Source organism: Mesorhizobium sp. YC-39 (genome assembly GCF_025753795.1).
GTDB lineage: Bacteria > Pseudomonadota > Alphaproteobacteria > Rhizobiales > Rhizobiaceae > Mesorhizobium.
Genome location: NZ_JAOWPS010000001.1, coordinates 355,980 through 379,859, shown reverse-complemented (window position 1 = coordinate 379,859; position 23,880 = coordinate 355,980). Strand labels below are relative to the sequence as shown.

Here is a 23,880-nt window from a genome sequence, read left to right as displayed (position 1 = left end):
GCCTTTCAGCCTTGAACGGACCTTGGTCCCAGACCTCATCAACAAGGACTAGCGCAATGCATTCCATCTGCTGCCACCGAGAGAATTGTCGTTTCTTCGCGTCGCGCAGCGCAGCACCAGGATGCGTTGGCGGCTCTGGTTCGCTACTTCCTTCGGACGCCGCTCAACATGACCCCGGAGGGCCGGTCTTGACGAGTTAAAGGTCGTAAAAAGATGCAAAGAAGGCCACCCGGATCTTCGAGCATGGGGCCGCCAGGGGCCGGGTCGGCTGTCACAAATGGCGGCGAACTGTCTTTCGGCTCCTTTCGCTTGATCGGGGCAGAGCGGGTGCTCCTCAGGGATGGCAAACCTGTCGCCATAGGCGGCCGCGCTCTCGACGTGCTGATTGCGTTGACCGGCCGGCCGGGCGAGGTGGTGAGCGGGCGAGAGCTGATCGATCTCGTTTGGCCGGGCGTCTTCGTCGAGGAAGCCAATCTTCGCGTGCACATCGCCGCCCTTCGCAAAGTGCTGGGGGGCGGCAAGGATGGCGTCCGGTACATCGTCAATGTTCCCGGCCGGGGCTACACCTTCGTTGCACCGGTCCGGCGCTCCGGCGCGGGCGGCACTGCCCCGATAGCTGCTCGTGCAAACCCGGCGCGGCCCGCGAATTTCCCGTCACCATCGCAGCTGCTGGTCGGCCGCAGCGAGACCGTCACCACGCTGTCCTCGCTGCTCTTGTCGCGGCGCTTCGTCAGTGTGGTCGGACCAGGTGGCATAGGCAAGACGACCGTCGCCGTGGCAGTCGCCAATGCGCTGCGCCAGGAATTCGGCGACGATGCGGTTTGCTTTGTCGTCCTCGGTTCGCTCACCAACCCGGCAGACGTTCCCAGTGCCGTCGCCTCGGCACTCGGCTGCTTTGTCCAGGGCCCGGATCACGAGCCGTACATACGCGCCTTCCTGGCTGACAAGCGGATTCTCGTCGTTCTCGACAATTGCGAGCATGTGATCGAGACGGCTGCGCCGCTCTGCGAACGTCTCTTCCGCGCAGCGCCGTCAGTGCACCTATTGACGACCAGTCGCGAGGCGTTGCGGGTTGAATCCGAGAACGTGTATTTGCTCATGCCTCTCGACAGTCCACTCGACGACACGCCGTCTGCCGTTCAGGCGCTCGCTACGCCCGCCGTGCAGCTTTTCATGAAGAAAGCGGCATCGAGCGGATACGAGGCCCAGCTCAGCGACACCGACGCTCCAATCGTTGCGGAAATCTGCCGCCGGCTCGATGGAATCGCTCTGGCGATCGAGCTGGTCGCCAGTCGTGTGGGTACCCATGGTATTCAAGGAACCGCCAATCTCCTGGACAGCAGCGCCGGGCTGTTCCTGCAGGGCCGGCGCAGCGCATTGCCTCGGCATCAAACGCTGCAGGCCATGCTCGACTGGAGCTTCAGGCTCCTGTCGGCGGACGAACAGAGAATTCTCTGCAGGCTGTCCGTGTTCGTTGGCCAATTCACGCTGGCGGCGACGCATGCGGTCGCCGGGGATGCCGGTGGCAAAACGCTAACAGTCACCAACGCGATCTTCAGCCTGGCTGATAAGTCTCTCATCTGGATCTCGTCGACAGGCGGGCCTGCCTACTACCGGCTCCCGGACACGACACGTGCCTATGCTGCGACGAAGCTCGCGGAAAGCGGGGAGGCAGAAGCGACCGCAAGACGCCATGCCTGCTACTTCGCCGGCCTTCTCAAGCAGGGCATGGCCAAAGGGTCGGCTTTTGATGGCCCCAACGTTGCCGTCCACGCTCCCCACATCGACAACGTTCGCAAAGCGCTCGCATGGAGCTTTTCCAGCTCGGATGACCGGTCTCTCGCCATTGAGCTGGCTGCCCATGCGGCTCCGCTATTCCTGGGGCTTTCACTGCTGGATGAGTGTCAGCAATGGTGCCGGCGAGCCCTGGGCGCGCTGCGGGAGGCGGATCACGGGACGCGATGGGAACTGGAACTCCAGGGAGCCCTGGCGATGTCATCCATGTACGCCCGCGGCAACAGCCTGGAAGTCAGGGCCGGGATCGAGCGCGGCCTGGAACTCTCCGAGATTTTGCAGGATGGACGGCATCAACTCCAGCTGCTTTCTGGACTCTACATTTTTCTCACTCGCCAGGGCGACTTCAGCGGCGCGTTGGCGGCAGCCAAACGAAGCGCCGCCGTTGCCAAGGCCAGTGGAGGCCCGACCGAAAACGCCATGACGGAATGGATGCTGGGCGGATCATATCACTTGACCGGCAATCAGGCGGCTGCGCTGCGCCACTGCAAACAAGGCTCGAAGCTGGCGTCGGATTTCAGGCTGGGAAGGGTGAGCTTCTTTGGCCACGACCACCATGTATCGGGGCTCGCAACGCTCGCCAGGTCCTTGTGGCTGTGCGGCTTCGCGGATCAGGGTTGCAAAGTGGCACGTCAGGGAATCAAGAGAGCGCAGAGCTACGATCACCCAGTCTCATATTGCATTGCTCTCATCTATCTCGTCCCTGTTCTCCACTGGAGTGGCGACTTCAGGGCAGCGGAAGAGCATACCGAAATCGTAATCGAGCAGGCTATCAAATACTCCCTTGCTCCCTATCGCGCCGTCAGCCTCGCGCTGAAAGGTGAACTCATGGTCGCGCGCGGCGATGCGCCATCGGGCGTCGAGATCTTGCGGGCGGGGCTGAAGGCGATGGATGCCGATCAATATCGCATCGTGACGCTGCCGACGCGGCGTGCCTTGGCCGAAGGACTGGCCCTTTCCGGACGGCCGCAGGAAGCGCTGGCCACGATAGACGAGGCTGTGGCGCGTGCGGAGCAGATCGGCGAGATATTGTGGTTACCCGACTTGCTGCGGGCCCGAGGCGAAATCCTGCTGACGCAACCGCGACCGGACCTTCCGGCGGCTGAGCGTGCACTGCTTCGCTCGATCGATTGCGCCCGCAAGCAATCGGCCTTGAGCTGGCAGCTGAGAGCTGCGATCCCGCTGGCGCGCCTGTGGAAGGAGCACGACCGGGGCAAGGACGCCCGCTCCATGCTCGAGGACATCCATCAGCGATTTACAGAGGGATTTGGAACCCAAGACCTCGTTGCCGCGCGCCGACTTCTCGAAGAGCTGAACTCGACTAACTGAGATCGGCAAACCAGTCGCGGTTCGCCTTCAACCCCATGGCTCTTTTTCATGTCACCGCCAAGCGTTGGAGCGATCCTCAACGCATGTGGTTATTCACTGTCTGTCTTGGGCGCGGATATTTACAGCTATTTGCAACGCTAAACTCGCATCACAGCTCATAGGGCGGATAATCCATGGCATGAATTCCAGGCAATCGCCACGCAGGAGAGGGTCATGATGTGGGACATTCGCATAGCTTCATCACACCGAACGCTCCGGAAGATTTCCTCCCCGGCAGAGGGAATAGTCTCATCGCGCCCATTCGCACGGTCAGGCGGATTGATCTGCTGCAGCCCTCGGTACCGCTCACGACCAAATCGCACCCCTCTTGCCGTAGGAGCCCGTATCTAATGTATGGCACCCAATCGACAGCAATAAGCGAGCGCGCGGTGTGCATCGCGCATGAAGTGAACCAGCCGCTTACCGCCATTCTGACAAACGCGGAAACCGCCTTGCTGTGGTTGACGAGAGACCCGGCGAATCTCGATGAGGCGAAACAGGCCATCGAACGGATCATCGGCAACACCCTTCGCGCCGCCGATGTCGTCAGAGGTATTGGGGATCTGGTCCGAAAATCCCCGCCCATGGCGGCTAAGCTCGACATCAACGACTTGATCAAGGACCTCCTCAATCTTGTCAGCCTCGATCTGCGCCTTCACCGCATCGCGGTCGAGGTCGAACTCGCTGAGAACCTGGAGCCGATCAGGGGTGATCGCGGTCAATTGGAACGAGTCGTCGCCAACCTGGTCGCGAACGGCATCGAGGCGATGCGCACCGTGCAGGATCGGCAACGAAAGTTGCGGATCAGCACCCGGCTCGACAAAAATGGGGATGTGCTGGTTGCAGTCGAGGACACGGGCACGGGGCTCGATCCAGCGCTTGTCGAGCACATCTTCGATCCCCTGTTCACGACCAAGTGCGAGGGCATGGGTTTGGGACTGTGGATATGCCGCTCCATCATCACGGCCCACGGCGGTCGGCTGTGGGCCACGCCCAATCTTCCGCACGGCAGCATTTTCCGGTTCGTTGTCCCAGCCACGGTCGGGCCAAGTACGGTTGGGTCAAAAACAGTTGCGCCAAGTCGATGCCGGCAGACGATGCGAACGAACCGCCAGGTCGAAAGGTTTGTTAGCGGCGCTGCATGTTCATGATCGAAGTCGAAACCATGCCTGGTTTGAGGAATACTCCAGGTAGCCAGGCTTTCCTGCAGGCGGCTGGTCTCTGCGCCTTTGGCATGCGTAGGCTTCATGCTGCAGACCCCGCCGTTCCTGAGAGACGGCGGGGCTGCGGCGAGACGGTAGGGCCTTCTCATTCACCCATGAACTGCTGGAGGAGGTTCTTGCCCGCAGTCGGATGGGCCTTGAACGAATTGATGCCGTCAAACCATCCATTCTGCGAGAAGTCGCCGTACAGGCTGCTGCCGCCTTGGCCATGGCCGTGATTGCCGTCATGGTCCCCGCCGCGCGACGAGGCGGCAAAGGCGCCGGTGAGTGGGATGGCGACGATCATCGCGGCAAGCGCCGCCTTCAGAGGGATAGAACGCATGATTAGATCTCCTTTTCGTTGAGGAAGGCGGCCGTTTGTCCACCGCGCATTCCGGCTACAGGCACTCGGGAAGCTTCGGGTTGCGATGTTCGTCTCGCCTCTACTGTTCTCGGCCTGCATCGATTATTTAGCAACGATCGGAAGTAATACATAGCATATCAAAGTATCATTCATGTATAAGGTAGTATGGAGTGCTGGTGTTCGGTTCGTGTATGGCGCCAAGGACGATGGTCGCGATTTCACGCCGGGCGCCTTGAACTGAACCAGGGTGAACGGAACTAGGGTGTTCCGACGGCTGCAGGACTGATCTGCACCTTGCTGCCCTCGGCAAGTTCGACCGGCGGATTCAGGATCACCAGATCCCCCTGTTTGACGCCGTCACGGACCTCGACCTCCGTTCCGAGATCGCGCGCCACCGATATCTTTCGAATATGCGCAACGCCGTCCTCGACCACGGCAACCTGCAAGCCATCGGCGTTGAAGATGATCGCATCTGCCGACACGGAGAAGCTGGGCGTCTTGCGCGGAATCTGGAGTTCGACGGTGCAATAGGTGCCGGGCGTGAGGACACCGTCGGGGTTAGGAATGTCGATTTCGGTCAGCAAGGTGCGCGTGCCCGGTGCCAGCGCATCGGCGATCCGCGTCACCGTGCCCGGGAAGGTACGGCCGGGGATTTCGGGGACCTGGAGCACAGCCTTGACCCCCGGGGTTAGTCCAAATGCCTGGTCCTGGGGGACGTAAACCTGGGCACGGATCACATCCCCCTGCATGATGGCGAACAGGAAAGTGCTGTTGGTCGTGTCGGCCTGCACCAGGCTGCCGATATCGACGTTGCGTTGAGTGATGACGCCGTCGAACGGGGCGACGACCTGCTGGTAGGCCTGTTGCTGGTCGAGCACGCGCAGCTGGTCCTGCTGTGCATTCACATTGGCCTGCGCAACGCCGACAGCCGCCTCCTGTGCCTTGAGGCTTTGGACGTCGATCGTACCCTGCTGCTTGGTGATCCAGCCCTGGTCCACCAGGGGTTTGTCTCTTTGCCACGTCACCTTGGCGAGATCGAGATTGGCTTGTGCCTGTTGCAGCGCCGCCTTGAGCTGTCCCAAGGTTGCCTGGGCCTGTAAAATCTGGTCATCGAGTTCCGGCACGGCAATCTTGGCCAGCAACTGTCCCTTCTTGACCTTGTCCCCGATATCGACCTCACGCGTCTCGATATAGCCGCTGGCCCGTGCGAAAATGTCGGCGACGTCGTAGGCAGTTGTGGTGGCGGGCAGACTGACTTGCACGATGTCGTCGCTCGGCCTTACCGCCGCAACACGCACCTGCGGGATGAAGTCACGCGCCTGTTCGGCGGCCGCCGCGAGCTCGCGGTTGCGCGAATAGTATCCCTGGACGCCATAGGCCAGTCCCGTCGTCAGCAGGGTCAGCGCGCCCAATCCAAGCAGCCAGCCTCCGCCTCGGCGCGGCGGCCGCTCCGTTGCGCCATTCATCACCATGTCGTCGGGCTGATCCAGATGGTCCCTCGGTTTCATGCGATTTCCTCGTCGAAGACGCCGTGAGCCGTCTTGCCGTCCTGTCCGCTGCGCAGCATCGCGAACAGGTACGGCACGACGAGGAGCGTCGTGGGCGTTGCAAACAAAAGCCCCCCGATGACCGCGCGCGCCAGCGCGGCATTCTGCTCTTCGCCCGCTCCGCCGATCGCCATGGGGACCATGCCGACGATCATCGCGGCCGCGGTCATGAGCACGGGCCTGATCCGGGTATGACCGGCTTCGATCGCCGCGTCGAACGCGGACTTGCCGGCCAACTGCTGGTCCCGGGCGAAGGTCACGAGCAGGATGGAATTGGCCGAAGCGACCCCGACCGCCATGATAGCTCCCATCAGTGAAGGCACGTTGAGCGTCGTGCCCGTGATGAACAGCATCGTCACGATGCCGCACAAGGTCGCCGGCAAGGCAAGGATGACGACGAAGGGGTCGCCGAAATTCTGATAGTTCACGACCATCAGCAAGTAGACGAACACGGCGGCGAACAGGATGCCGATGCCGAGGTCCCAGAAGGCATCGTTCATGCTCTGGATCTGGCCCAGGACCTGGATGTTGTTTCCCGGCGAAAGCTGCTTCTGCAGGTCGGCAACGACCGCGCTGATCTGGCTGGAGACACTTCCCAGATCACGGCCCTGGACGCTTGCATAGACTTCGTAGACCGGCTGGACGTTCGCCTGGTTGGCGTTGGTCGGGAGACTGTCGCGCTTGAACGTCGCGACGTTGCTAAGCTGCCCAGGAACCTGTGCACCGGCCGTGTTGATGGTTGAGGACACTGGCGTGTTGCCGAGATCGTTCAGTGACGCGATTTTGTTCTCCGGCGTCTGAACGGCCAGATAGTAGGGAATGCCCGTGGTCGGGTCGGTCCAGAAGTTCGGCGACACCTGCTCGGAGGAACTCAGGCTCACATTGATGTTGTTGGCGATCGTGCTGGCATCGAGGCCGAGCTGCGCCGCCCGCGTGCGATCGATATCGGCATAGAACGCCGGCGCGTCGACTTCCTGCTGCAGGTGTGCGTCGACTACACCGGGAATGGCTGCGATGCGGCGCCGCAGTTCCATCGCGATCCGCAGATTGGTTGCGCGGTCATAGCCGACCGTACGGACATCGATCTGCGCCGGCAGTCCGAAATTGAGGATCTGCGTGACGATGTCGGCCGACTGGAAGTAGAACAGAACGTCTGGAAAGGCACTGGGCAGCGCTGCGCGCAACTTGCGCACATAGTCGGCGGTCGGCGCGTGGCCGTCTTTCAATGAGACCAGGATCACGCCGTCATTCACGCCGATGGTCGATCCGTCCGTGAACGCCAAATTGTAGGCACGCGCCGGCAGGCCGATATTGTCGACGACAAGCTGGAGGTCGCGATCGGGAACGATCTCGCGGATCTTGTCCTCGACAGCCTGGAATATCTTCTCCGTCTCCTCGATCCGGGTTCCGGCGGGGGCCCGCACATGGAGTTGGATCTGGCCGCCGTCGATCGCGGGAAAGAAATCGCGACCGACGAGCGTCGACAGCAGAGTGCCCAACGCGAGCACCAGGGCTGCAATGACGGGAACGATGAACCGGTGCCTGAGGAGTACGGCCAGCAGCTCAGCATAGTGCAGCCGCATGGCCTCGAAACCATGTTCGAACCTGGTGTGAAACCTGCCGAACCAGCCCGTCGATGCGTCGTGGCGCTCGCTTTTGAGCAGTAACCCGATGGTGATTGGGGTGAGCGTCCTCGAAAGTCCATAGGACGCGAGCATCGCGAACACGACGGCAAGACCGAGCGGCGTGAACAGATATTTTGCCGGACCTTCCAGAAAGACCACCGATGTGAACACGCAGCTTATGGCTAGCGTCGACACCAGGGTCGGCACGGCGATGCCGGCGGCTCCATGCAGCGTCGCCTGCGGCAGCATCTGTCCTTCCTCGGTGAGCAGGCGATGGGTGTTCTCGAGCGTCACCGTCGAATCGTCGACGAGGATGCCAATCGCCAGCGCCAGGCCCCCCAGCGTCATCGTGTTGAGCGTTTCGCCCAGGAAATACAGCGCCACGACCGACGACAGGATCGCAAGCGGGATCGAGATCATGACGACCAGCGTCGATCGCCACGATCCGAGAAACAGCAGGATCATCAGGGCGGTGAGCGCGGCCGCGATCACGCCCTCCCGCAATACGCCGGCGATCGATTGCTTGACGAATACCGACTGGTCGAAGAGCTCCTTGATTTCCATGCCGGGAGGTGCTGCGGCACGCGCCGTCTTCAAGGCATCCCGAACGGCATCGACCACCTCCAGCGTCGAGGCGTTGCCGTTCTTGATGATACTGAGCAGAACCGAATGCCGGCCATTCTCGCGGACGATGTTCTGCTGAACGAGCCATCCGTCATGGACCTGGCCGACATCCTTGACGAACACCGTGGCGCCATTCACGACCTTGACCGGAATATTGTTGAGTTCGTCGATGGTTGCCGGCGTGGCATTGGTGTGCACGACATACTGTGTGTTGCCGATTTTGGCGGTGCCTGACGGCAAGGTCAGGTTCTGGGCGTTGACCGCGCTGACGACGTCGAGCGGCGTCAGGCCCTTGGCCAGGAGCTTCGACGGGTCGAGGTCGACCATGATCTGGCGATATTTTCCGCCTGCGGGTGTTGGCAGCGTGACACCCGGGATCGGGGCCAGTTGCTGGCGGATCCGATAGATGCCGTAGTCGTAAAGCTGCTGTTCGTTGAGGGTGTCGGAGCTGAGGCTGATCTGCAGGACCGGCACGCTGGAGGCGTTGAACTGCACCACGAGCGGTGCCTGGATTCCCGGTGGCAGGAGGGCGCGAATGGCGTTTGTCGCCGAAACGATCTGCGCGATTGCTAGGTCGAGATTCACATCCTGCTGAAAATAGATCTTCTGGACCGACAGCCCCCCTAAGGTCTGCGCCTCGATGTTCTTGATGCCATTGACGTTGGAGCTGATCGCATACTGGCTGTAAGTGGTGACGCGCTGTTCCATCTCTGGCGTGCTGAGGCCGCCATAGCTCCAGATTACAGTCACCACCGGAATGTTGATTTCCGGAAAGACGTCCAACCGCATCTCGCGACCTGCGACGGCGCCGAGAAAGAGAATCAAGGCAGCCAGCACATAGAACGTGTGCGGAAATCGCAGCGCGAACCGAACGATGCCCATGTCTTAGCCGATGACCTTCCTGGCGACGTTAGTCGGAACGGCTCGAGCGATGAACGTCGCCGTATTGCCGGATTCTAGTGAGTGTCTGCGAAATGGCTTTGCGCGCATTGCCTTGAATGTCCGGTGCTTGCGCCCAAAAAAGCGTCGGTGCCGAGCGTTGCCCTGTGACGCCGCCAGGCTCATGGCCGGGCGCAATTCGCCTCATGGCGGGCGCGACCGGTCAGCCATCATCAGTTTGCTGAGCGCGACTGGTTTGGGCACATCAGTGCAGCGGGCGGGTCGTCGCTGGGACCGCCCGCCCAGGCCGTCAGGCCCGTCCGCATCGCTTCGCCGGGGCAGTTTCAGATCCAATGTCATCGACCCGCGGCAGCCAGAATGAGGTCGGCGACCTCCTTGGGATGTGAAACCAGCGACAGGTGGCCCGCATCGATCTCCACCGTCGTCGCGTGCATGCGTTTCGCGAGAAACCGTTCGAGATCAGGGTTGATCGTCTTGTCCTGCTTCGACACCGCATAGAACGATGGCTTGGAATGCCATGCAGCTTCGGTGGTTCGTCCGCCGAAGATAGTCGCCGCGGTGGGTTCCTGAACCGCATACAGGACCTTCGCTTGCCTGGGCGCGACACCGTTCGCGAAGTATTTCAGGAATGACTCTTCGGACAATCTGGAGAAACCATCATTCACCTGGATGCCGGCCCGGACGGGTCCTGCGGGAAATTCCGCGGAGAGAGCGACGAAATCCTCACCGGCATCCGGTGCTCGCGCAGCCACATAGACCAGTGATGTGACCTTGGGATCAGTCCCCGCTTCGCTGATGACGGTGCCGCCCCAGGAATGCGCTACCAGCACGGTTGGCCCATCCTGCAGCGCCAGCGCCCGGCGCGTCTCCGCGACCGAGTCTGCCAGCGATGTCAGCGGATTCTGCACCGCGGTCACTTTCAGGCCGGCTGCCTGAAGGAGCGGGATCACCTCAGCCCAGCTCGATCCGTCCGCCCACGCTCCGTGCACGAGCACGACGTTGCGCGCCACGGTATGCGCGGGCTTGGGCGCAGGCTTGGGATTGTCGGCGGCATCCGCCACGGCGACTCCCGACAGGCCAAGAGTGATGGCAATTGCGATGGCTTTGATGATCTCGCGCACGGGTCTCTTCCTTCCGTTTTTGCAAACAATCGAACGCGCCGATGACCGAGATGAGGGCCGGCGATGCGGTAGCAAATCCTGCGGCCGGCTCCGTTGCCGAGGCTTGTCGGAAGTGGCTCGTTGCGACAATCTCGATTTCGCGGTTCGGCGTCTTTCAGAAACGCCCCTGCCTTTCTCGCCCCGCACGGGCAGGTCCGGTGGCGAGCCGTCCTAAACGACCGAAGCCAAAAAAGGGGCGGGGATCGCTGATGCGACCCACCGCCAGTTCGGACGCCCGCGGGAGGAGCGGACAGGCGCCTCAGGAGTTCGGCAGAATGGCGCGTGCGCGGCGTGCGTGGGCGCTTCGCCTCCAACGCAACGCCTCGCCGCGCGGAACAGGTTGGGCGGCAAACATTGGGTGAGGGGCAAAGAACAGGGCGACGAGAAGTCGCGTCGCGGAAAGCTCGTCGCCGGCCGTCGGCAGTGCCAGCATCGCACACTGCCAAATCCGCCCATCGAGCGCCCAGGTCGCGTGTCGCGCTTGCGGCAACTGCTCCGCTGCGGCCCGCACACATAGGCGGCGGAGCTGCCCCCGGCTGGGCTGAGGGAGCGCGGACAGCTTGTGACCATTACGGTCCCCACCACAAAGCGCGCCCAGCGCCGCGCCCCATTTTGCGAACACGAAGTCAGCTCCCCGCTCCAGCACGACTGCTTCGGCAAGATAGGGTTCCAAAACCCCAAACTGCGCCAGCTCGACACTGCCGCTGGCGCCATCGGTACCGCGACCGAACCCATCCAGCCACTTAGCTGCGACCCAGTGCGACGCGGCTCCAAGATCGCCACTGCGGAGCCTCCTGGGGGCAGATCGGCATTGGTCATGAGAAATCATTTTGCCACTCCGGTTGCTTTTCGAAGCAAATCTCGTGGATGCCAGTGAACAACTAACGCTTCGAAAAGTATTGCTATTGAGCCCGTTCGCTTTCGTGAAGGAACGTTTGTCAACGAGAAGCACACGACATCGAAACGGCAGGAAAAATCCATGGTGAGGATGAGCTGAAGGCACGCGACCGCGCCGATGATCAAACCGCCTCGGTACGCGAGCGCGAAATGCGTATCGGAATTGCTTTGTAAGAGGGTGTGAAGCTCATCGGATCGTGCGAATAGAGCGGCACGAGAGGGTTTGCCTCGGGATAGTAGGCAGCACAGCTGCCATTTGGGAACGCATACGGGACGATCCGAAAATTGGACAGGCGGCGCTCAACGCCATCGGTGGACAGAGTGATCAAGTCGACGCGGTCGTCGGCCTGGAGACCCCGCCTTTCCATCTCCTGTTCGTTGAGGAAGACCACGTCGCGCTGACCGAAGACACCGCGATAGCGGTCGGACATCGAATATATCGTGGTGTTGTACTGATCATGACTGCGCACCGTCGTCAGCCATAGTACGTCGGGACTGTCCTGGGGTGGATCCTCGCCGAGACCGTCGAAGACAAGGAAATTCGCCTTGCCGGAAGCTGTCGCCCAGATGCGTTCGCGCGCGTTTGACGTCAGATGGAAGCCGCCCGGGATGCGAATGCGGGCATTGTAGCCCTGGAAGATCGGGAACACGTCTTCGATCGCGTCGCGGATAAGGTCATATTCGGCGGTAAAGCTTTCCCAGTCGACGACGGAACGTGCACCCAGTGTTGCCCGCGCAATGCCGGCGACGATTGCAGGTTCGCTCCTCAGATGCTCTGACGCCGGAGCATTGCGGCCCGCCGAGGCGTGCACCATCGACATCGAATCCTCGACCGTGACCGACTGCGGCCCTGTTGCCTGGACGTCGATTTCGGTGCGCCCGAGGCAAGGCAGGATCAGCGCATCGCGCCCGTGTACCAGATGGCTGCGATTGAGCTTGGTCGACACTTGGACCGTCAGGTCGAGCTTACGCAAGGCAGCGCGTGTCACCTCCCAGTCGGGGATGGCGGACACGAAGTTGCCACCTATGGCGAAGAACACTTTCACCGTGCCGTCTTTCATGGCCTCCAGCGCGGTGACGACGTTGTGGCCGTGCTGGGACGGCGGCATGAAGCCGAAGCGGCGCTCAAGCCGATCGAGAAATTCCCTTGTCGGCGTTTCGGTGATGCCGACCGTGCGATCGCCCTGGACGTTGGAATGGCCGCGTACGGGGCAAAGCCCGGCGCCCTCCCGGCCGATATGGCCGCGCAGCAGTGCGAGATTGGCCAGCTGCTGCACGCTTTGTGCGCCCCGCCGGTGCTGCGTGATGCCCATGCCATAGACGATGATCGCTCGTTCGGCCTGCATGTAGGCGCGAGCGGCGTATTCGATGTCGTCGCGAGCGAGCCCTGACTGAGACACGATGTCCTCCCATCGCGTCGCCCGCAGGTCGGCGGTGAGAGCCTCAATACCCGTCGTATGGCCCTTGATGAAATCCCAGTCGAGGATCGCCGGCAGTTCGCCTGCGCGCGCCGTATCGTCTGCCTCCATGAGAACTTTCATGAGTCCCTTGACGACCGCGACATCGCCGCCGACACGCACCTGATAAAGCTTGGCGCTGATCGGCGTCGACGTGAGCGTTGCCATTTCGACCGGGCTCTGGGGCGACTGGAACCGCTCCAGAGCGCGTTCGCGGAACGGATTGAACGACATGATGGTTGCGCCGCGCCGCGAAGCGTTGCGCAGGCTCGTCATCATGCGAGGGCTGTTCGTGCCCGGATTCTGTCCGAAGATGAAGATGCAGTCCGTCTTGTCGAAATCGGAAAGCAGGCAGGTACCCTTGCCGACGCCGAGCGAGTGCGGCAGGCCGACGCTGGTAGCCTCGTGGCACATGTTCGAGCAATCAGGGAAATTATTGGTGCCGAATTCGCGCACGAAGAGCTGGTAGAGGAACGCTGCCTCGTTCGAGGTGCGGCCGGATGTGTAGAACTCGGCCATGTTGGGATCCGGCAACCCGTTGAGGTGGCGGGCAACGGTTGCAAAGGCCTCGTCCCAACCGACCGGCACGTAGTGGTCGGATGCGGCGTCGTAGGCCATCGGATGAGTTAGTCGCCCAACCATCTCGAGATCGAAATCGCTCCAGCTTGAAAGCTCGGCAACGGTATGGGCGGCGAAAAACTCCGGCGTGCAGCGTTTCGCCGTGGCTTCCCAGGCAACCGCCTTGCCCCCGTTCTCGCAAAACTCGAAGGACGAAGTGTGCTTGGGGTCCGGCCAGGCGCAGCCGGGGCAATCAAATCCCTCCGGCTGGTTCATGCGCCCCAGAGTGACCGCCCCCTTGATCGGGATTCCCTGCTCGACAAGGTGTTCGCCCAGCGCCTTGAGCGCTCCCCATCCGCCGGCCGGGGCATTGTAGGGACGGATATCATCGGCCATTGGAGATGCCTTTACGGAGAGCTGAAGAATCCTCCCTGGGAAAGGAGCATTCTGGCAAGCAACATCTTTCCATCGCAGGGATGCTGCCAGCGATGTCGACTATGTTGCGCCGGCAGCGCTGCGGGGTGGCAACTCTCCCGGAGATGCCAGCTGAATGGGCCGCGTATCCGACCCACGAGGCGGATAGCGCCAACAGGCGGGATCGCTGTCGGAAGGGCGATCTGCGACATCCGTGCGGTTGCCGCAACGCCAGCGATAGGGGGTCTCGCCAACGAAACGTCTGAAGACCGTGGTGAAATGGGCTTGGTTCTGAAAGCCCACGCTCAGCGCCACATCGACCAGGGTCATCTCGGTCTCGATGAGCATCTGCTTGGCGCGGTCAATCCGTCGCCGCAGCAGGAATTCATGCGGACGAATGCCGGTGGCCGCCCGGAACTGTGCGGCGAAGTACATTCGGCTGAGCCCCGCCACTGCTGCCATGTCGGCGAGCGTAATCGTCTCATCGAGATGTGAATCGACGTATTCGACGACGCGCTTCCATCGCCATTTCGGCAGGGCGGCCGTAGCGCGTGCCGTCGGCTCATCCAGGTCTGGCTCCGGATCTGAGCGCAGCGTGAGCAAGCGGGTTACGATGGCAAGGCGGACTGCGTCGGCATAGAGGTTGCCAAATCCATCATGGCTGCCTTCGGCCGCCTCAAGCGCTCGGGAAAGACGCTCGACCACCGGATCAGAGGAGTGCCGTTCCGGGACCAGCTCGGCAAGGCCGAGGTCGCGGGGCGCGTGCAAGATATTCAGCCCGTCGATCGCGCTTCGGCCTGCTTCGGCGAATTGCGCCATGGGCCCCCTGGGCACCGCCGCGGGATCAGGGTCTGCCGCTGCATTTGCATGCATCGTCAGACCGCCGCGATGGGGTTGCAGCATCGCTGCGGCGGACACCGAGAGAACGACATTCATATGAGTGAGGGGGATCGAAATCATGCCGGAATCTGGCACCACCTTGTGGGCGCCGCGGCTGGCGTCGAATGGGTCGAACAATGACGAGCCGAATTCAGGCGTTCGGGGCGGGGCGGCGGCGTGCATCGGTCGGGCCATGCCGTCACCTCGAGGAAGGACGGGCCGATCCTCTCCCGGCTGCCGATCGTAATATTCGGATGCAGACAATGAGTGGAACTGCATTGGACCATTGCTCCTCTGCCCTCAGAATTTTTCTTCTGCTTGCCGGGCCAAGGTACACGGGTGGGAAACCTGCTCCATTGAATGGCAGTCTGAATGAATCATATCATCAGTTATGCGGCATATACGATGGTATCACTGTTGGCGGAGGCGGCGCCTTGGGTGTTCTGGCGATGACGGCAACCTTGCGCAGGAAGGCCGCCGGCGCCGTGCGACAATGATATCCCACGTGCAGTTGAACCTTGACGCAGCGGCGTAACCGGACGGTTCTCCGACCGGTCGCCAGGTCACGACTTCGCTGCCTGTGAACCTCAGCTCGCCCAAACCTCTGTATAGTTTCGGTCCTGGCCCTGCGCTGTATGCTGGTGCCGAGATGACATTGCGCCGGGCGACGCCGGACGACACAGTCTCCGGGGGACACCGAGGTGCCGAAAATTCCTATGATTGCCATTGTTGACGACGACGAGGCGATCCGCACGTCCACCGCGAATCTGATGCGTTCCTTCGGCTTTGCCACGAGCCTGTTTGCCTCGGGCGAGGAACTCTTGCGTTCGCCCCGGCTCGCCGATGCCTGCTGTGTCATTACCGATGTGCAGATGCCGGAAATGAACGGTTTGGAACTGCAGACGTTGCTCTTGGCACGTGGCCACACCGTTCCAGTGATCTTTATCACGGCCTATCCTGACGAGCGCACCAGGCAAAATGCCCTCGCTGCAGGGGCGGCAGGCTTCTTCTACAAGCCTTTTGACGCCGCCGCCATGATCCGGTGCATCGACAATGCGCTGAACTGGCCACGCGAAAACAAGCCGGAATGACTTCTTTTTGGTGATCCGAGTGCTGCCACCTCCATGCTCTTGGAGTAAAGTCGCGTGCGTTCCGGGAAGATTGCCGCCAATCTGTGCGGTTGAATTCCAGGCAGGTTTCGGTGATCGCCCGTCTGGCACCGCTGCGCAGAGAGCGCGACGGTGGAGGCATCAGCGCGCTTGAGCTGCGCCGGCAGGTGGATCGGTGGTATTGATGGTGTATTTGAACGAACCATCGCGGAAGCGGTCCAATCTGCCTCGGCATTGCCGACAGTCGCGACCACGTCTCGCCCTGTGGCGGGGGCCGTTGCCAAATTAATATGCTAAGATGGCGCTGTGCCATTCCGCAGCGGGAATCGTGAGAGGCGTATCGCTATCGTGACAGCAGGTTCCAATCCAGGCCGAACCGCGTCGACCGCTTTTGCGTCGACCGTCTATGTGATCGATGATGATGCTGCTGTGCGGGATGCCCTGAGCGGCCTGTTCAGATCCGTGGGGCTGCATGTCGAGCTGTTCGCCTCCGCCAGCCAATTCCTGCAGGGCAAACTGCCGGAAACGCCAAGCTGCCTCGTGCTCGATATCCGGTTGCCCGGCGTAAGCGGCCTCGATTTCCAGGCTCATCTTGCAAAGTCGAACATTCAAATGCCGATCGTCTTCATGACCGGACACGGCGATGTCCCGATGTCGGTGCGCGCGATGAAAGCCGGGGCGATCGATTTTCTGACCAAACCGTTCCGGGACCAGGACATGCTTGATGCGGTCTACGGCGCGCTCGAGACCGACCGCATAAGGTGGAAATCCGGCAAGGAAGTGGCGACGATATCGGCCCTGTACCAAACACTGACTTCTCGCGAAAAGGAGGTCATGTTTTTCGTGACCAAGGGCTTGATGAACAAGCAGATCGCGGGCGAGATGGGCCTCAGCGAAATTACGGTCAAGATCCATCGCGGGCATCTCATGCGGAAGATGGCGGTCCGAACCTTGCCTGACCTGGTGCGGGTTGCAGAGCGGTTGGGCCTTCGAAGCGCAAACCACTAGAGCGATCCCGCCCGCTCGCTCCAGCCATTCTCGATGCTGTAGCCGCGGTCCGGCCACATACCGGCTCCGCCGTTCGCCGGATATGGCCCCGTGACGCCGCGCCGGCGTGGACGGCCGGTGCCTTGGGCTCATCATGCAAACGGCGCCGGTTCTTTCTTCGCTCACCCTGGTCGTCCGGGCCGCGAGACACCTTCGAGGATCGATCGCAACTCCTCCCTGCCCCTGGCGATCCGCGACGTCAGCGTGCCCGCCGGAATACCCAGCGCCTTCGTGGCATCGGCGTAGGAGAGGCCGTCGACCGCGACAAGCACGAGTGCCGCGCGCCGTTCGGGATTGATCTGCTGAAGCGCCGAGAACACGTCCAGCGATATGAGCCTGTCAGTCTGTGGCGACGTCGCGATCGCATCTATCGTTTCTGAAATCGTGGTCACCGCCTGGGCATGGCGTTTGGCGCGCCGCAACTGGTCGACGAACAGATTGTGCATAATCGTGAGCAGCCAGCGGCGCGGCGTATCGCCTGCCGTCCAATTCGCCATCCTGGACAGCGCCCGTTCGAGGCTGTCCTGCACAAGGTCCTCGGCGGCATCGCGGTCCCGCAGCAGCGCGCGCGCATAGCCGCGCAGCCGTGGAATCTCCGCGACGATCGCTCGCCTGCGTTCGTCGGCGATTTCGGCCGCCGCGAGGCTTGCCGAAGCGGCGTCAGCCGAGTGAAAACGTGACTGCCGCGAAACACCGGGCGGACATTCAAGATGCGTCATGTTCGTGGTCATCAGGCAGTGCGCAAGGGCGGCGATTGCAACTCGTGATCCGGACTGAACCCGGTCGGACACGAAGCAGACAGCCACAGCCATCCGCTCGTTCGGGACTGCACGTCTGGTCTCTGATGCATGTGCGGCTCCTGGCCTGCTGCGGCCAATCGATACTGTGCGCGGCTGGGGTGCCGTCGGCGCCACCATGGCGGACCCAACAGAGGGCTTCTTTTCGAAACGACTACATTCTTTCGCGATGCAATGTGGGCGGCTCGATGTTGAGGAAGGAGGTGTGTTCGCGAGAGTGCCGACCCGATCACTCGGCCGGGCCGAATGACATCCTCGCCGCGGGGGCGGGCATGCCTTCTGCGCCGCCCCTCAGATAGGTCCAAAAGAGAGGAAGCCCCGTGAACAGGAACCCGCCGGCAATGTTGCCCAGGGTAACGGGTATCTGGTTCCAGTACCACCAGTCTGCGAAGCTGATCTTGGCCCCGAGCATCATCCCCATGGGAATGACGAACATGTTGACGACGCAGTGCTCGAAGCCGAGTGCGAAGAAGGCGAATATTGGCAACCAGCATCCGACGATCCTGCCGACGACGGACTTCGAACTCGTTCCCATGACGACGCCGAGGCAGACCATCCAGTTGCAGAGCATGGCCTTGACGAAACCGGTCACCAGTCCATCATATCCATATGGCTCATAGGCGATCGTCTTTGCTTCGGCGAGCGCGCGCAGATGATCTCCGAGCACACCCGCCCCGACATTGCCGACATCGGTCAGGACGACATAGAACAGCCCAGCGAAGGCCAGCGAGCCGAGCATGTTGCCGACAAAAACCCAGAACCAGTTGGCCAACATCCGGCCGACCGTCGTGCGGTGAGCCAGGACGGCCAGTGGTACCAGTCCAAAATTCCCGGTCAGGAGTTCGAGGCCAAGGATGATGATGATGGCAAACCCCACCGGGAAGATGAGAGCGCCAACGAGTGGGACATTTGTCTGAAGCGCACCCTGCAGGGCCAGACATGTCGCGAAGGCGAGGAGCGCGCCGGAAAGCATGCCGCGGATCAAAAGATCAGGAACGCTGTGAGCGGCTTTGGCGGCGCCGAGATCCACCATTGCGCGCGCGATTTCGAGCGGTGAGAGGCTGTCATTCATGATCGCTGTCCTTACGGGTCAGGCACGTCTCCCGTGCGTCGCCAACCAGGACTGGATAGCCGACGGCATTTCGCCGCGACATTCTACGCAGGGCAACCAGACTAAGCGCTTGATTTAGGTCCAGACATCCCTTGGTATGCGTTGTCGGCCGCGATCAGTCTTATCAATGTCACAGCGCAACGACCGTCTTGGCGACATCGACGTTCCCGCGGATCGCATTGGAATAGGGGCAGATGGCATCGGCGCCGCGCACCAGTTGCTCGGCGGTCGCCTGGTCGACGCCGGCGATGTTGACCGCGAGTGTCGCGTGCAGCACGAAGGCATCGGCCTCGTTGCGGCTGAGCCCGATCTCGGCGACCACCTCGACATCGCCGTCGGCGAAGCGATGACCGGACTGGCGCGCCACCCGCAGCAGCGCGTTCTCGAAGCAGGCGGCATAGCCACCGGCAAAGAGCTGCTCGGGATTGGTGGCTCCGCCCATGCCGCCCAGTTCCCTGGGGATAGCGAGCTTGAGGTCCAGTGTGCCGTCCTCGCTGCGGATCGTGCCCTTGCGGCCACCGGTCGCCGTGACCTTGGTCGCGTAGAGAATGGTCTCGGTCATTGTTTTCCTCGTGAGTGAGCGGTTCGGTTCCATTATCCGTATGGGCGTTCAGACTGCCGCTTCCATCCAGCGGCGCAGGCCAGTGATGGAGCGGAAATCGGCGGCGCTGCGCGCCGGTATGCCGGGCTCGAACTCGGTCATCATTCGCGCCAGCGCGTCGCCGGGTCCGAGTTCGAGCACGCGGGCGGGACGCGAGGCGCGGCAAGCATCCATGCAGGCCGCCCAGTCGATGGTTGTCGCGACCTGCGCGGCGAGCTTGACGAGACCGTCGGCGATCCGGCGAACCGGCGTCCCGTCGATCCCACTGATCAGCCGCACCTCGCGCGGCAAACGGGCGTCCGCGACGGTTTCCCTCAGCAGCCCGCCGAACCGCCCGGCTGCGGCCTCGAGAGCCGGCGTGTGCGAGGCGACGTGGATCGGCAGTATCGTCGCGCGGGTGGCGCCGCGTGCCGCGGCGTCCATGAGTCCCCGCCGGAGCCCCGCCACGCGCCCACCGACGATGACGTGCAGCGGACCGTTGACGATGGCGACGTCGAGCCCATGGGCGCGGCAAAGTCCGTCAACGACATCGCGCGGCAAGCCGACGATGGCAGCGAGCCCGGAGGGCTCGCGTGTCGCCTCGTCCATGAACGCGGCGCGGCGCGCCACGAGGTCGAAGGCGCTCGACGCGTCCATGACGCCGGCGACAGCCCAGGCTGGCACTTCGCCCGCACTGTAGCCGGCGATGATCCGCGGGCGTGGAGCTGATGGCCCGATAATGGCCCAGGTGGCTAGCGCCGCCGTGCAGCACAGCACCTGGGCGACGCCGTTGCGTTGGATGATGCCGCCGCCCTCCCGCACGAGGTCGCGCGCGTCCCGCCCGCCGAGCGCTCGGGCGGCCGCGGCAAAGACCGCCGCCGCCGCCGGCTCGAAGGCGACGAGGTCGAACATCTCCGGGCTCTGGCGGCCCTGGCCCGAGCACAATATGGCGGTGCTGCTCACAGCCCGTTCCCGAGGCGATCGAGGAAGATCGTCGCGGCCAGCAGGTCGGCCGAGCCGCCCGGGCTGAGGCGCCGCGCGACGAACCGGCGATGCACCGCGATGGCATGGGCGAGCCAGTCCGGCCGGCCGACGCCGCCGACGAGCAGGAAGTAGCGCGCCGCCTCGCGAGCATCCCTGAGGCCCTCCGCGCCGCCGCGATGCAGCAGGTTGGTGTCCTCCATCGCCGCCAGCAGCGCGAAGAAGGCGTGTACGCGCGCCGCCTCCTCATTACCGGAGAGGCTCCTCCCGGCGTGAAGGGCGGGCAGTCCGATCCGCACGGCGTGCGGGAAGCCGTTCGCGGCCTCGGTACGCGCGCCACCGGCACCGAAACGGCGCAGCACGCCGCTGCCATGGCTGTTCAATGGAATCGGGCCGCGCAGGATCGCTGCGGCCCACCTGTCGCGGACCATGGAGGTCAGTCGTGCCGCCGTCAGTCCGGCCGCGCATTCCGCAAGAGTTGCACCCGCTGCAGCGCAGAGCAGGCCGAGCGCGAAGATGGCGCCCCGATGAGTATTTACCCCGCCGGTCGCGGCTAGCATAGCCGCTTCCGCCCGCAGCCCCGTCCACCGCAGCGCGTCCATGCCTGCGCCTGCCGCACCGGCTCGCGCGAGTTCGACGTAGAACGGCCGAAGCGCGGCGATGCTGCGCCGGAAGGTGCCAGCATCCATGTTATCGTGGCTGCCGGCATCGACGAGGCTGACGAGGCCGGGCTTCGGCCAGGTTTCCAGCTCGTCGGTCAGCGCCTGCGCCGCCGCCTCGCCGATCCACGCGAAGACGGCCTCGTGAACTGGCTCGGTGCCGGCCGGACCAGTGGTGGGAGCGGTCAGGCGAAGAGGGTGCGCGCGCATCTCAGTTCCGTTCCCTTCATGGATTTCACAAGAACCGCGCCGGCGGGTCGACCGATTTCGGCATGGAGCTCGCGCCAGTTCACCCCGGCCCCGCCGGAGAACAGGATCTCGCCATCGAGCCGGACGGCGCCGTGCTCGTCGATCCGCGCGAGTCCGGCCAACAGATCGGGTTGGATGTCGCGGTCCGGTGCCGGCCAGAGCAGGTCGAGGTCGGAGGCGGGCCGCAGATAGGAAAGCCCGGTCAAGTGCTGCCAGAGCAGCGCACCGAACACGGCCGGCCGCAGCGCCAGGCGCCGCCCGAGCGCGAGGACGGCGTCGATCTGGGGCCGCAGCCTGGGCGGCACCAATGCGGCGGCCTCCTCCAGTGCGACCAGGGGGAGCATCCGTGCGACGGCCGGGACCGGGACTGTGAGACCGACGCGCCGCTTGCCGAGCGCGGGGGGCATGGGCACGCCGACCGCGATGCCGCCCGTCTCGCCCAGCGCCGGACGGCGCACGATCACCGGCCAGCCGCGCTCCGCCCAGCCGGCGAGAAGCTCCCGCTCGTCGCCCGCGAGCTCCGGCATGCGGAGGGCGCGGTCGAGCACGTCCGCCCATGCCTCCGGCCGGATGCGCAGGAGTTGGTGGCGGCTATGCACGGCGGTCTTCGCCCGCCTGGTCCGCCACGCGCCGGGCGATGCCGGCGGCGAGGAGCCGCCCGCCGCGCTCGGCACCCAGTGCGTCGCGCACGTCGTGCGCCGGGATGGTCGCGAGCGTCGCCTCGAACTGGACGTCGAGCGGCTTCGCGGGGTCCCAGACCTGCGCGATCGCGCCGACCTTGGTCATCGAATCCAGCCCCGGCGCGAAGACCGGGGTGGTTTTCGACAGGGCCTCGAGCTTTTCCTGCGGCAGCTTGGTCACGCGCGCCATGGAGGGCAGGTCCATCACAGCCGGCTCGGCGTCTGGCAGCGCGACAAGGACGTCGGTGGCTAGCGCAGTAGCGAGGAAAGCGCCGGCGACGGCCTTGCCGTAATTCAGCCCGACGGTGGCATGGCCGCTGCGGCTCGCCAGCAGCAGGCATTTCGCTAGGTGGGCGAGATACTCGTTGAGGCCGAGCATCTCGTCGCGGCGGGACATGAGTTGGCCCTGCGTGTCGACGATGACGAGGATCGGTGTCTTGCCGCCGGTCGCGACGATGTCGAGCACGCGTCGGGCCAGCGGCAGCACCCCCTCGATCCCCAATGCCTCGCCGTCGGCGATGCCGACCACCTCGACCGTGCCACCATTGGCCCGCTTTCCCGTGCCGAGGATCAGATGATCGGGCCGAGGATCGATGTCGTGCCCCATGAGGAAGAGACTTGAGAGGATCTCATCGAGCTTCATAAGCAGCTCCTCTCAGGCCTTTGACGATCTCCGCGAAGGCCGCATCATCCAAGTTCCGTATGGTTTGCGGTTCGGCAATGCCGAGCGCTACCCACATCTCGACCGCGGAGTTGCACGCACCAAGGCACTCTATCCGGTCGGCGAGCCGTCGTTGCTCGGCGCGCAGGGTCACCAGATCGAAAGGCGGCGCTCGGTCGATCAACGCGAGCACGGCGTCGCGGAAGCCCGCCACAGTGTCCCCGGCATAGGCGTCGGCGCCCCCGAGCAGGCGGCGATTGCGTCCTCCGGTCACGCTCCAAACCAGCGCTTTGTCCTGGGAGTCGAATTCCTCGACGCCTTTGTTGGTCTCGATCACCTCCGGGCCTGACACGCCGGTGCGCCCCTGTTCCGAAATGACGATCCGCGAGCACGTGGCGGCGGTGAGGCCCGCGCCGCCGAAGGCGCCTGCTCTCCCGCCGACGAGGGCGATGACAGTCACGCCGAAGCCGCGCGCTTCGACGATGGCGCGCATCACCTCGGCCACTGCGAGCTCGCCGGCATTGGCTTCCTGTAATCGCACCCCGCCGCTGTCGAGCAGCAAGAGGACGATGCGCGGCAGCTTCGGATCGTCGCGTGCGGCGCGTAGCAGGCCGACGAGTTTGGCCCCGCTCACCTCGGCGAAGGTGCCGCCCATGAACTGGCCTTCCTGTGCCGCGACAAGCACGGCACGTCTCCCGAGCCGGCCGCGCCCGACAACCATGCCGTCGTCGAAGGCGGCGGGCAGGTCGAACAAGGCGAGGTGGGGGCTCTGCGCGCGCTCCGTCGGTGGCAGGAACTCGGCGAAACTACCCGGATCGAGCAGCCCCGTGAGGCGCTCGCGTGCGGTCGAGAGGAACCAGCTTGCGGTATCGGCAGAGGGATGCTTCGGGTCAGTCATGGCCAGTCTCTATGGTTCGCACGCCCTGCAACAGCCGCAGCATTACCGTGTCGGGTCGGGCGCCGCTGTCATTGATGGAGATGCGCAGGCCGCCCGGCGAGGCGCGTTCGACAAATTCGGCGACGACGGCCTTCCAGACATCGTCATAGCCGCGCACCGGGGTGGCGATTTCGACGGTGCATTCAGTATCGGCAAGCGTGCGTTCCAGCAGCACTTCGAGATTGCCGGAGGCGACGACGCCGACAAGGGCGCTGCCAACGGTGCCGGCGGCTGGACCGCGGGTTTTGTGGTGGACTTTGAGGATTTCCATGTGCCGCCT

At 63.4% G+C, this 23,880-nt stretch carries 20 protein-coding genes; 4 read left to right on the top strand and 16 right to left on the bottom strand.

What is annotated here, in order from left to right; genetic code table 11:
- The first annotated feature begins 243 nt into the window (after window positions 1-243).
- Both OHD62_RS01810 and OHD62_RS01805 read left to right on the top strand, forming a co-directional pair.
- A complete protein-coding gene (locus tag OHD62_RS01810) occupies window positions 244-3,123 on the top strand; it encodes an ATP-binding protein (protein ID WP_263780520.1) in 2,880 nt (959 codons plus the stop codon).
- A 389-nt stretch (window positions 3,124-3,512) separates the two neighbouring features.
- Complete coding sequence (locus OHD62_RS01805; protein WP_263780519.1) at window positions 3,513-4,313, top strand: sensor histidine kinase; 801 nt, start codon at window positions 3,513-3,515, stop codon at window positions 4,311-4,313.
- Window positions 4,314-4,470: 157 nt separating this feature from the next.
- Here the strand turns inward: OHD62_RS01805 and OHD62_RS01800 are convergent, their stop codons facing one another.
- From OHD62_RS01800 to OHD62_RS01770, 7 genes are all read right to left on the bottom strand, one after another.
- Window positions 4,471-4,707, bottom strand: a complete 237-nt coding sequence (locus OHD62_RS01800; protein ID WP_263780518.1) for a hypothetical protein — start codon at window positions 4,705-4,707, stop codon at window positions 4,471-4,473.
- 278 nt (window positions 4,708-4,985) lie between these two features.
- Window positions 4,986-6,236 (bottom strand): efflux RND transporter periplasmic adaptor subunit, encoded by a 1,251-nt coding sequence (locus tag OHD62_RS01795; RefSeq protein ID WP_263780517.1) that lies wholly within the window; start codon window positions 6,234-6,236, stop codon window positions 4,986-4,988.
- Window positions 6,233-9,406, bottom strand: coding sequence for an efflux RND transporter permease subunit (locus OHD62_RS01790; protein ID WP_263780516.1), 3,174 nt, complete (start codon window positions 9,404-9,406; stop codon window positions 6,233-6,235). The genes OHD62_RS01795 and OHD62_RS01790 overlap by 4 nt, the downstream gene beginning before the upstream one ends.
- 353 nt (window positions 9,407-9,759) lie before the next feature.
- Window positions 9,760-10,485 (bottom strand): alpha/beta fold hydrolase, encoded by a 726-nt coding sequence (locus tag OHD62_RS01785; protein ID WP_263782260.1) that lies wholly within the window; start codon window positions 10,483-10,485, stop codon window positions 9,760-9,762.
- A 358-nt stretch (window positions 10,486-10,843) separates the two neighbouring features.
- Entirely contained in the window at window positions 10,844-11,413 is a 570-nt protein-coding gene (locus OHD62_RS01780) for a hypothetical protein (protein WP_263780514.1), read from the bottom strand.
- 190 nt (window positions 11,414-11,603) lie between these two features.
- Window positions 11,604-13,892 (bottom strand): FdhF/YdeP family oxidoreductase, encoded by a 2,289-nt coding sequence (locus OHD62_RS01775; RefSeq protein ID WP_263780513.1) that lies wholly within the window; start codon window positions 13,890-13,892, stop codon window positions 11,604-11,606.
- Between the two features lie 99 nt (window positions 13,893-13,991).
- Window positions 13,992-14,984, bottom strand: a complete 993-nt coding sequence (locus tag OHD62_RS01770; protein WP_263780512.1) for a helix-turn-helix transcriptional regulator — start codon at window positions 14,982-14,984, stop codon at window positions 13,992-13,994.
- Window positions 14,985-15,505: 521 nt separating this feature from the next.
- Between OHD62_RS01770 and OHD62_RS01765 the strand changes: the two genes are divergently transcribed.
- The gene (locus tag OHD62_RS01765; protein ID WP_263780511.1) at window positions 15,506-15,880 is read left to right on the top strand and encodes a response regulator transcription factor; all 375 of its coding nucleotides are present in this window, start codon (window positions 15,506-15,508) and stop codon (window positions 15,878-15,880) included.
- 366 nt (window positions 15,881-16,246) lie between these two features.
- The gene (locus OHD62_RS01760; RefSeq protein WP_263782259.1) at window positions 16,247-16,906 is read left to right on the top strand and encodes a response regulator transcription factor; all 660 of its coding nucleotides are present in this window, start codon (window positions 16,247-16,249) and stop codon (window positions 16,904-16,906) included.
- 161 nt (window positions 16,907-17,067) lie between these two features.
- Here the strand turns inward: OHD62_RS01760 and OHD62_RS01755 are convergent, their stop codons facing one another.
- The 9 genes from OHD62_RS01755 to mdcC form a co-directional block, all read right to left on the bottom strand.
- Window positions 17,068-17,664: a sigma-70 family RNA polymerase sigma factor gene (locus OHD62_RS01755; protein ID WP_263780510.1), complete on the bottom strand. Its 597-nt coding sequence runs from the start codon at window positions 17,662-17,664 to the stop codon at window positions 17,068-17,070.
- Between the two features lie 307 nt (window positions 17,665-17,971).
- Complete coding sequence (locus tag OHD62_RS01750; RefSeq protein WP_263780509.1) at window positions 17,972-18,814, bottom strand: formate/nitrite transporter family protein; 843 nt, start codon at window positions 18,812-18,814, stop codon at window positions 17,972-17,974.
- A 169-nt stretch (window positions 18,815-18,983) separates the two neighbouring features.
- A complete protein-coding gene (locus tag OHD62_RS01745) occupies window positions 18,984-19,415 on the bottom strand; it encodes an organic hydroperoxide resistance protein (RefSeq protein WP_263780508.1) in 432 nt (143 codons plus the stop codon).
- Window positions 19,416-19,463: 48 nt separating this feature from the next.
- Window positions 19,464-20,396 (bottom strand): acyltransferase domain-containing protein, encoded by a 933-nt coding sequence (locus OHD62_RS01740; protein ID WP_263780507.1) that lies wholly within the window; start codon window positions 20,394-20,396, stop codon window positions 19,464-19,466.
- Window positions 20,393-21,283: a triphosphoribosyl-dephospho-CoA synthase MdcB gene (gene mdcB / locus OHD62_RS01735; protein ID WP_263780506.1), complete on the bottom strand. Its 891-nt coding sequence runs from the start codon at window positions 21,281-21,283 to the stop codon at window positions 20,393-20,395. The genes OHD62_RS01740 and mdcB overlap by 4 nt, the downstream gene beginning before the upstream one ends.
- A complete protein-coding gene (gene mdcG, locus OHD62_RS01730; RefSeq protein WP_412177333.1) occupies window positions 21,259-21,921 on the bottom strand; it encodes a malonate decarboxylase holo-[acyl-carrier-protein] synthase in 663 nt (220 codons plus the stop codon). The genes mdcB and mdcG overlap by 25 nt, the downstream gene beginning before the upstream one ends.
- Window positions 21,914-22,645, bottom strand: coding sequence for a biotin-independent malonate decarboxylase subunit gamma (mdcE, locus tag OHD62_RS01725; RefSeq protein ID WP_263780504.1), 732 nt, complete (start codon window positions 22,643-22,645; stop codon window positions 21,914-21,916). The genes mdcG and mdcE overlap by 8 nt, the downstream gene beginning before the upstream one ends.
- A complete protein-coding gene (locus OHD62_RS01720) occupies window positions 22,632-23,561 on the bottom strand; it encodes a biotin-independent malonate decarboxylase subunit beta (RefSeq protein WP_263780503.1) in 930 nt (309 codons plus the stop codon). Before OHD62_RS01720 ends, mdcE begins: the two co-directional genes overlap by 14 nt.
- The gene (gene mdcC, locus OHD62_RS01715) at window positions 23,554-23,871 is read right to left on the bottom strand and encodes a malonate decarboxylase acyl carrier protein (RefSeq protein ID WP_263780502.1); all 318 of its coding nucleotides are present in this window, start codon (window positions 23,869-23,871) and stop codon (window positions 23,554-23,556) included. The genes OHD62_RS01720 and mdcC overlap by 8 nt, the downstream gene beginning before the upstream one ends.
- Between the last annotated feature and the right edge of the window lie 9 nt (window positions 23,872-23,880).

What these genes read in the sequence shown, in the direction of transcription:
- OHD62_RS01810 (WP_263780520.1), top strand. Translation starts at nt 244, where the DNA reads ATGGGGCCGCCAGGGGCCGGGTCGGCTGTCACAAATGGCGGCGAACTG.
- OHD62_RS01805 (WP_263780519.1), top strand. Translation starts at nt 3,513, where the DNA reads ATGTATGGCACCCAATCGACAGCAATAAGCGAGCGCGCGGTGTGCATC.
- OHD62_RS01800 (WP_263780518.1), bottom strand. Translation starts at nt 4,707, where the DNA reads ATGCGTTCTATCCCTCTGAAGGCGGCGCTTGCCGCGATGATCGTCGCC.
- OHD62_RS01795 (WP_263780517.1), bottom strand. Translation starts at nt 6,236, where the DNA reads ATGAAACCGAGGGACCATCTGGATCAGCCCGACGACATGGTGATGAAT.
- OHD62_RS01790 (WP_263780516.1), bottom strand. Translation starts at nt 9,406, where the DNA reads ATGGGCATCGTTCGGTTCGCGCTGCGATTTCCGCACACGTTCTATGTG.
- OHD62_RS01780 (WP_263780514.1), bottom strand. Translation starts at nt 11,413, where the DNA reads ATGATTTCTCATGACCAATGCCGATCTGCCCCCAGGAGGCTCCGCAGT.
- OHD62_RS01775 (WP_263780513.1), bottom strand. Translation starts at nt 13,892, where the DNA reads ATGGCCGATGATATCCGTCCCTACAATGCCCCGGCCGGCGGATGGGGA.
- OHD62_RS01770 (WP_263780512.1), bottom strand. Translation starts at nt 14,984, where the DNA reads ATGGCCCGACCGATGCACGCCGCCGCCCCGCCCCGAACGCCTGAATTC.
- OHD62_RS01765 (WP_263780511.1), top strand. Translation starts at nt 15,506, where the DNA reads ATGATTGCCATTGTTGACGACGACGAGGCGATCCGCACGTCCACCGCG.
- OHD62_RS01755 (WP_263780510.1), bottom strand. Translation starts at nt 17,664, where the DNA reads ATGACGCATCTTGAATGTCCGCCCGGTGTTTCGCGGCAGTCACGTTTT.
- OHD62_RS01750 (WP_263780509.1), bottom strand. Translation starts at nt 18,814, where the DNA reads ATGAATGACAGCCTCTCACCGCTCGAAATCGCGCGCGCAATGGTGGAT.
- OHD62_RS01745 (WP_263780508.1), bottom strand. Translation starts at nt 19,415, where the DNA reads ATGACCGAGACCATTCTCTACGCGACCAAGGTCACGGCGACCGGTGGC.
- mdcB (WP_263780506.1), bottom strand. Translation starts at nt 21,283, where the DNA reads ATGCGCGCGCACCCTCTTCGCCTGACCGCTCCCACCACTGGTCCGGCC.
- mdcE (WP_263780504.1), bottom strand. Translation starts at nt 22,645, where the DNA reads ATGAAGCTCGATGAGATCCTCTCAAGTCTCTTCCTCATGGGGCACGAC.
- OHD62_RS01720 (WP_263780503.1), bottom strand. Translation starts at nt 23,561, where the DNA reads ATGACTGACCCGAAGCATCCCTCTGCCGATACCGCAAGCTGGTTCCTC.
- mdcC (WP_263780502.1), bottom strand. Translation starts at nt 23,871, where the DNA reads ATGGAAATCCTCAAAGTCCACCACAAAACCCGCGGTCCAGCCGCCGGC.